General features: G+C 60.4%; 9 protein-coding genes. 5 read left to right on the forward strand and 4 right to left on the reverse strand.

The genetic code is table 11. From position 1 onward, the window contains the following. The 5 genes from WCA53_RS31595 to WCA53_RS31615 form a co-directional block, all read left to right on the forward strand. Window positions 1-262: enoyl-CoA hydratase-related protein (locus tag WCA53_RS31595; RefSeq protein WP_423920940.1), on the forward strand; the 262-nt coding region annotated here is incomplete at its 5' end. After that, entirely contained in the window at window positions 259-984 is a 726-nt protein-coding gene (locus WCA53_RS31600) for a histidine phosphatase family protein (protein ID WP_423920945.1), read from the forward strand. The genes WCA53_RS31595 and WCA53_RS31600, both read left to right, overlap by 4 nt. Window positions 985-1,051: 67 nt before the next feature. Further along, window positions 1,052-2,158 carry a phosphotransferase gene (locus WCA53_RS31605; RefSeq protein WP_423920948.1) on the forward strand — a complete coding sequence of 369 codons (1,107 nt, stop codon included), beginning with the start codon at window positions 1,052-1,054 and terminating at the stop codon, window positions 2,156-2,158. 13 nt (window positions 2,159-2,171) lie between these two features. Further along, on the forward strand, window positions 2,172-3,386 hold the full coding sequence (locus WCA53_RS31610) for an acyl-CoA dehydrogenase family protein (protein ID WP_423920951.1): 1,215 nt from the start codon (window positions 2,172-2,174) through the stop codon (window positions 3,384-3,386). Between the two features lie 147 nt (window positions 3,387-3,533). Continuing rightward, window positions 3,534-4,226 (forward strand): glutathione binding-like protein, encoded by a 693-nt coding sequence (locus WCA53_RS31615; RefSeq protein WP_423920954.1) that lies wholly within the window; start codon window positions 3,534-3,536, stop codon window positions 4,224-4,226. Window positions 4,227-4,298: 72 nt separating this feature from the next. On the opposite strand, the gene WCA53_RS31620 is transcribed toward WCA53_RS31615, so the two are convergent. The 4 genes from WCA53_RS31620 to WCA53_RS31635 all read right to left on the reverse strand — a co-directional run. Beyond that, entirely contained in the window at window positions 4,299-4,751 is a 453-nt protein-coding gene (locus WCA53_RS31620) for a MaoC family dehydratase (protein ID WP_423920957.1), read from the reverse strand. After that, window positions 4,748-5,206 (reverse strand): MaoC family dehydratase, encoded by a 459-nt coding sequence (locus tag WCA53_RS31625; protein WP_423920961.1) that lies wholly within the window; start codon window positions 5,204-5,206, stop codon window positions 4,748-4,750. The genes WCA53_RS31620 and WCA53_RS31625 overlap by 4 nt, the downstream gene beginning before the upstream one ends. 61 nt (window positions 5,207-5,267) lie before the next feature. After that, window positions 5,268-6,389, reverse strand: a complete 1,122-nt coding sequence (locus WCA53_RS31630; RefSeq protein ID WP_423920966.1) for an acyl-CoA dehydrogenase family protein — start codon at window positions 6,387-6,389, stop codon at window positions 5,268-5,270. Window positions 6,390-6,398: 9 nt separating this feature from the next. After that, on the reverse strand, window positions 6,399-6,812 hold a 414-nt coding region (locus WCA53_RS31635), incomplete at its 5' end, for an acyl-CoA dehydrogenase family protein (protein ID WP_423920969.1).

Here is a 6,812-nt window from a genome sequence, read left to right on the forward strand (position 1 = left end):
CTTGTACGACGTGGGCGTGGTGAATCGGGTGACCAAGCCGGGTGCTGCGCTCGATACCGCCATCGCCTGGGCCGACGAACTGGGCGCAATGTCGCCGAAAGCGTTGTCACGGATCAAGTCGCTAATCGCCGATGCCGGCACGCAATCGCTCGCTGAACATTTCGATGCGGAACGCGACGGCTTCGTCGACGCCCTGCATAACGGCGACGCGCTCGAAGGCATCACCGCGTTCCTTGAAAAACGCACGCCGCACTACAAATGACAAGCCCATACGAACTGCCCAAACGCCGGCGCATTTTCCTGATGCGTCATGGCGACGTCACCTATTTCGATGCCACGGGCCGCGCCATCGACCCTGAAAGCGTGCCGCTGAACGAACGCGGCCGCGAGGAAGCCAGCGCGGCGGGACGCGAGTTTGCGGCGCAACACATTCACTTCGACAAGGTGATTGCGAGCGGCCTGCCGCGCACGCTTGAAACCGCGCGGCGCGTGCTGGCGGAAACGGGTCGGAACGTCGAAATCGAGGTCTGGCCGGAATGGGAAGAGATTCGCGGCGGCCGGTTGACCAATCTGCCGGCTGCGGATTTTGAGCGTGCTTTCTTGAGCGTCTTCGATGGAATCGTGCCGGAAAGCACAGCGTTCCTGGGGGGCGAGACAATCGGCGAATTACTCGATCGCGTGCTGCCGCCGCTGCAACGACTGCGCGACGATACATCGTGGGATACCGTCTTGCTGGTGCTGCACGGCGGCGTCAACCGCGCGTTGTTGTCGCACGCGATCACCGGCGGCGGCCGCACGTTTTTCGGCCATCTGTCGCAGACCACGGGCTGCATCAACGCGCTCGATGTCGGCGCGGCGCCGGGCGACTGGGTCATCCGCGCGCTCAACCATTCGCCTCCCTCGCCGCTTCATGCCGGCGTGCGCAACACGACCATGGAGCTGCTGTATGAGCAGTTCGTCCGGTTCAAATCGCAGCTGGAATAACACTTTTGCGAGATGACAGCGTCGTACACGGCGCGGGCTCGCACACCCCCTCAACCCGGAGGAGACGATGGCTTCAAACGAGGCACCCGCGCCGCAGGATTTTTCCGCATTCGAAGGAACCCGCCCCGTCAACGAACGGCAGCAATTCGATACCGCCGCGCTCACCGCATGGCTCGAAACACATGTCGATGGATTCGCCGGACCGTTGAGCATCGAGCAATTCGCGGGCGGTCAGTCAAATCCCACGTTCAAGCTGCTCACGCCCGCGCGCAGTTACGTGATGCGTTCGAAGCCGGGGCCGGTCGCGAAACTGTTGCCATCGGCGCACGCGATCGAGCGGGAATACCGCGTGATGGATGCGCTGGCCGCCACGGACGTGCCCGTCGCCCGGATGCTGGCGTTGTGCGAGGACGAAGGCGTGATCGGACGCGCGTTCTACGTGATGGAGTACATCGCGGGCCGCGTCTTGTGGGATCAGGCGCTACCGGGCATGACGCCCGCAGAACGCGGTGCAATCTACGACGAGATGAACCGCGTGATTGCCGCGCTTCATTGCGTGGACGTGGCAAAGGCCGGGCTGGACACCTACGGCAAGCCGGGAAATTACTTCGAGCGCCAGATCGGCCGATGGAGCAAACAATATCTCGCGTCCGAAACCGAGCCGATCGACGCGATGAACAAGCTGATCGAATGGCTACCCAAGCACATTCCACGGAGCGAGGAAGGCGCCCCGGCGGAGCGGGTGTCGATTGTTCACGGCGATTTTCGGCTCGACAACCTGATCTTCCATCCGACCGAGCCGCGCGTGCTAGCGGTACTCGATTGGGAGCTGTCCACGCTGGGCGATCCGCTCGCCGATTTCGCCTATCACTGCATGGCGTGGCACGTCGATCCAACGCAGTTTCGGGGGATCGGCGGGCTCGACTGGGCCGCGCTCGGCATCGCTGACGAAGACGCCTATGTCGCGACTTATCTTGCGCGCACCGGCCTCGCGATCCAGGGCGACTGGAATTTCTATCTCGCCTACAACATGTTCCGTATCGCGGCCATCTTGCAGGGAATCATGAAGCGCGTGAGCGAAGGCACGGCGTCGAGCGCCCAAGCTGTGGACGCAGGCAGCCGCGCCAAACCGATGGCCGAACTGGCCTGGGCCTATGCACAAAAGGTCAACTAGAAAGGGAGACGACATGAATTTCGACTACACCCCGAAGGTCCAGGAATTGCGCCAGAAGCTGACCGCTTTCTTCGACGAACACATCTATCCGAACGAGCGCGCCATCACCGAGGAAGTCGCCGCTAACCGCGCGAAAGGCAACGCATGGATTCCGACTGAGCTCATCGAAACCTTGAAGGAAAAGGCTCGGGCGGCTGGCCTGTGGAACCTGTTCCTGCCGGCGTCGGATCGCGGCGCCGGGCTCAGCAACCTGGAATACGCGCCCCTTTGCGAGATCATGGGCCGCGTGACGTGGGCACCCGAAGTGTTTAATTGCGGTGCGCCCGACACGGGCAACATGGAGACGATCGAACGATACGGCAGCGAAGAGCAGAAGCGGCAATGGCTCGAACCGCTGCTTCAGGGTGAGATCCGTTCCGCGTTCCTGATGACCGAGCCGGACGTGGCTTCATCGGACGCGACGAACATTCAGTGCAGCATCGTCCGTGACGGCGACCGCTACGTGGTCAATGGCCACAAGTGGTGGTCCTCGGGTGCAGGCGATCCGCGCTGCAAGGTCTATATCGTGATGGGCAAAACCGATCCGGACGCACCGAAGCATCAGCAACAATCAATGATCCTCGTTCCCGCCGATGCCAGCGGCATCACCGTGCATAGACCGCTATCGGTGTTCGGTTACGACGACGCGCCGCACGGCCATATGGATATCACGCTCAAGGATGTCCGAGTGCCTGCTGGCAACATGCTGCTCGGCGAAGGGCGCGGCTTCGAAATCGCGCAAGGGCGCCTTGGACCGGGACGCATCCATCACTGCATGCGGCTGATCGGACTGGCTGAACGCGCGCTCGAGTTAATGTCGAAACGAACGCTGCAGCGCATGGCTTTCGGCAAGCCGATCGCGGCGCATGGCGTGACGCAGGAACGTATCGCCGAGGCGCGGATCATGATCGAACAAGCGCGGCTTCTGACGTTGAAAGCCGCTTATATGATGGATACGGTTGGCAACAAGGGCGCGCGCGGCGAGATCGCGATGATCAAGGTCGTCGCACCGAATATCGCTTGCCAGGTGATTGATTGGGCGATTCAGGCGCACGGCGCCGGCGGTGTATCGGACGATTTCCCGCTGGCGTATGCGTATGCTCACGCACGGTCGTTACGTCTTGCCGATGGCCCCGATGAGGTTCATCGGAACGCTATAGCGAAGCTCGAGTTGTCGCGATACGCGTGATGGCTTTTCGGGCCCTGTGTCCGCTCTGCGTCTTGCGGCGATCTATGGTCTAATTTTCTCCAGCGACTTTTTGGCGTTTTCGCGTTAGGCAGGCTGCTTGTGTGCCTTCCCGAAAACGCCTATTCCATTGAATTGCGCGGAGCGAAAATGATCGACGTCTACAGCTGGGCCACGCCGAACGGCCACAAGATTCATATCTTGCTCGAAGAACTCGGCCTCGAGTACAAAGCCATTCCCATCGATATCGGCAATGGCGATCAGTTCACGCCCGAGTTCCTGGCTATCAGTCCCAATAACAAGATCCCCGCTATCGTCGATAGCGATGGGCCTGACGGCAAGCCTTTAGCCTTGTTCGAATCCGGGGCAATCCTGTTTTATCTCGCGGAGAAGACCGGAAAGTTTTTGCCTGCGGATCCCGTCGGGCGATATACCACCATGGAATGGCTCATGTTTCAAATGGGCGGGGTCGGGCCGATGCTCGGCCAAGCACATCATTTTCGGATCTATGCGCCCGAGCAGATCGAGTATGCGGTGAATCGGTACTCGAACGAAGCGCGGCGGTTGTATAACGTGATGGATAAGCGCTTGGCCGTAACCCAGTTTCTCGCGGGCAATGAGTATTCGATCGCTGACATCGCCACTTTTCCTTGGACCCGGTCGTGGAAGAATCAAGGGATCGAGCTCGATGAGTTCCCTAACGTCAAGCGGTGGTTCGATGTGATTTCTTCGCGGCCAGCCGTGATTCGGGGTGTGGAAGTGCTCACTTCCTTACGCAAGGAACACACCAGCGATAAATCACGTGAAGTACTCTTCGGCGCGCTGCAGTACGCTAAACATTAGGCCTGCTCAGTTTGTGAAGCTTGGCTGGCGGCAATGAAGTGTTGTCGATTCATTGCCGCGTTCGACCCAATTTTAAAAGTAGTGGCGGGTGATGAACTCCGCCACGCATGCCGGCTTCTGCGCGCCTTGTTGCTCAATCGTTACTCGCCAGATTACCTGTACGGCGCCCGCATCGACATCCGTTACCGTCTCCGGCAAGAACCTCGCTCTCAGCTTTGAACCTGCCCGCACCGGCGATATCAACCTGATCTTGTTTGCGCCGTAGTTCACGCCCATCTTTTGCTCGACCTGAACGCATTCTCCCAACCACATGGGTATCAGCGACAGCGTCAAGAAACCATGCGCAATCGGTCCACCAAAAGGCGATTCCTTTTGCGCACGTTCCACATCGACGTGAATCCACTGGTGATCGTCCGTAGCATCCGCGAATTTGTTAATGCGCGACTGGTCGATCTCCAACCAGTCGCTTACATATTCCGCTTTGCCCTCGGCCGCTTTTAGGTCATCGGCGCTTGCCAGTCTCATCGCGGTTTTCCCGGCTCGCGAAGACCAAATATCGCCGATGAATCCACGGTCAATACCAGATCGCCATGCTGGTTATGGGCCTCCCAACGCGTCGAGACAAGCCCACGATCCGGCTTGCTCGCCGATATCCGTTTGCTCAATACGCTTACGCTTAGGCGCACGGTGTCGTTCACCCGGACCGGCTTGATCCAGCGAATGTTGTCGAGGCCCGGCGATCCCATCGATGTGGAACCGGACAACCTATCCCGCACCAGAATGCCCATCATCGCGGAACAGGTGTGCCAGCCGCTCGCAACGAGTTCGCCAAACGGCGATGCCACGCCGCCTTCCTCGCTCATGTGAAACGGTTGGGGATCGAAGCGACTGGCAAATTCAATGATCTCTTCGCGCAGGAAGGTATGGCCGCTCAGTTGCACGGTCGATCCAACTTCGAAATCTTCGTAAGCGAACGTCATTGCGTTCTCCGTGTTCGTTGCGTTGTGTTGCGTTGCATTGCATTGCGTTGCGCCAAGCGGCTTAAACTTCCGTGTCGGCGAATCCTGGCAATGACGCAAACCGCGCTAAATGATGATCGACGTCGCCTAATGTGGTCTCGATGATCGACAAGCGCTTGAACCAGTGCGCCGCCGCCACTTCGTTGGTCACGCCCATTCCGCCATGCAACTGGATAGCCTGCTGGCCGACAAACCGGGCCGCCTGACCCACCCGAACCTTCGCCGCCGATACCGCGCGACGCCGCGCATCGGCATCGTCGCTCGCCAGGCCCGCCGCCGCGAGATACGTAATCGAACGCGCCTGCTCCGCATGGATCAGCATCTCGACCATGCGATGCTGCAGCGCCTGGAAGCGTGCGATCGGCGTGCCGAACTGCTTGCGCTCTTTCGTGTATTCGACCGTCGCGTGGTTCAACGCATCAAGCGCGCCGACCGCTTCCGCGCACAGCAAGAACGTGGCGTAATCGGCGATTCGCTCCAGGGTTGCCGCGCCAGTGTTGGCATCGCCGAGACGCACGGCGGCCGTTGCGTTGAACACGAGCGTCGCGGCGCGCTGGCCGTCGATCGTGCGGTACTCCGTCACGTCGGCATTCGCTGCCTCGCGGGCAACGACAAACAACGCGATCTCGCCATCCAGACGCGCCGGCACGATCCAGTAGTCGGCTTGCGCGCCATGCTGCACGAGCGACTTCGTGCCGCTCAAGGTGAAACCAGTGCCCTGCTGTTGCGCGGTGGTTTCAACCATGAACAAGTCGTAGCGTGCGCGCGGCTCGTGGAACGCTACCGCGAGCGTGATCTCGCCGGCTGCCGCGCGCTCCAGGAGGCGGTTGTTCTTCTCATCGCCCGCCAGTCGCAACGCTTCGATACCCACCGCCGTCGCCCAATACGGTTCGACCACCAGCGCGCGCCCGAGCTCTTGCATCACGACGAGCATATCGACCGGACCGCCGTCGAAACCGCCCTGCGCTTCTGGCGCTGGCAAAGCCGTCAAGCCGAGTTCGGCGAATGCGGCCCAATGTTTTGCATCGACACCTTCTTTCGACGCCACGATCTTCTGCCGTGCATCGAAAGCGTATTCGTTGTCGAGGTACCGGCGCAATGCGTCCCGGAACTGCTGCTGTTCATCCGTGAAATTGAAGTCCATACCTGCTCCTCACAGTCCCAGAATCATCTGCGCGATGATGTTTTTTTGGATTTCGTTCGAGCCGCCGTAAATCGACGTCTTGCGGAAATTGAAGTAGTACGCGGCAAGCGGCGCGGCACCGTCGTCGCCGGCCAGGCTGTGTTCGCGTTCGCCTTCCAGATACGCGGGATCGAACGCAGCGGCTTGCGGTCCGACCGCTTCGAACATGAGCTCGGTCAGCGCTTGCTGGACTTCGGTGCCCTTGATCTTCAGCATCGATGCCTCCGGTCCCGGCCCGCGACCGTCGCCCTCGCTCGCGACCACGCGCTGCACCGTGACTTCCAGCGCCATCATTTCGATTTCCAGCGCGGCGATTTTGGCCGCGAACAGGGGGTCCTGAATCAGCGGACGCCCACCCTTCTGCTGGTCCGTCGCGAGCCGTTT

It is taken from the genome of Caballeronia sp. (assembly GCF_049581465.1).
Taxonomy (GTDB): Bacteria; Pseudomonadota; Gammaproteobacteria; order Burkholderiales; family Burkholderiaceae; genus Caballeronia.

What these genes read in the sequence shown, in the direction of transcription:
- WCA53_RS31610 (WP_423920951.1), top strand. Translation starts at nt 2,172, where the DNA reads ATGAATTTCGACTACACCCCGAAGGTCCAGGAATTGCGCCAGAAGCTG.
- WCA53_RS31625 (WP_423920961.1), bottom strand. Translation starts at nt 5,206, where the DNA reads ATGACGTTCGCTTACGAAGATTTCGAAGTTGGATCGACCGTGCAACTG.
- WCA53_RS31615 (WP_423920954.1), top strand. Translation starts at nt 3,534, where the DNA reads ATGATCGACGTCTACAGCTGGGCCACGCCGAACGGCCACAAGATTCAT.
- WCA53_RS31620 (WP_423920957.1), bottom strand. Translation starts at nt 4,751, where the DNA reads ATGAGACTGGCAAGCGCCGATGACCTAAAAGCGGCCGAGGGCAAAGCG.
- WCA53_RS31600 (WP_423920945.1), top strand. Translation starts at nt 259, where the DNA reads ATGACAAGCCCATACGAACTGCCCAAACGCCGGCGCATTTTCCTGATG.
- WCA53_RS31630 (WP_423920966.1), bottom strand. Translation starts at nt 6,389, where the DNA reads ATGGACTTCAATTTCACGGATGAACAGCAGCAGTTCCGGGACGCATTG.
- WCA53_RS31605 (WP_423920948.1), top strand. Translation starts at nt 1,052, where the DNA reads ATGGCTTCAAACGAGGCACCCGCGCCGCAGGATTTTTCCGCATTCGAA.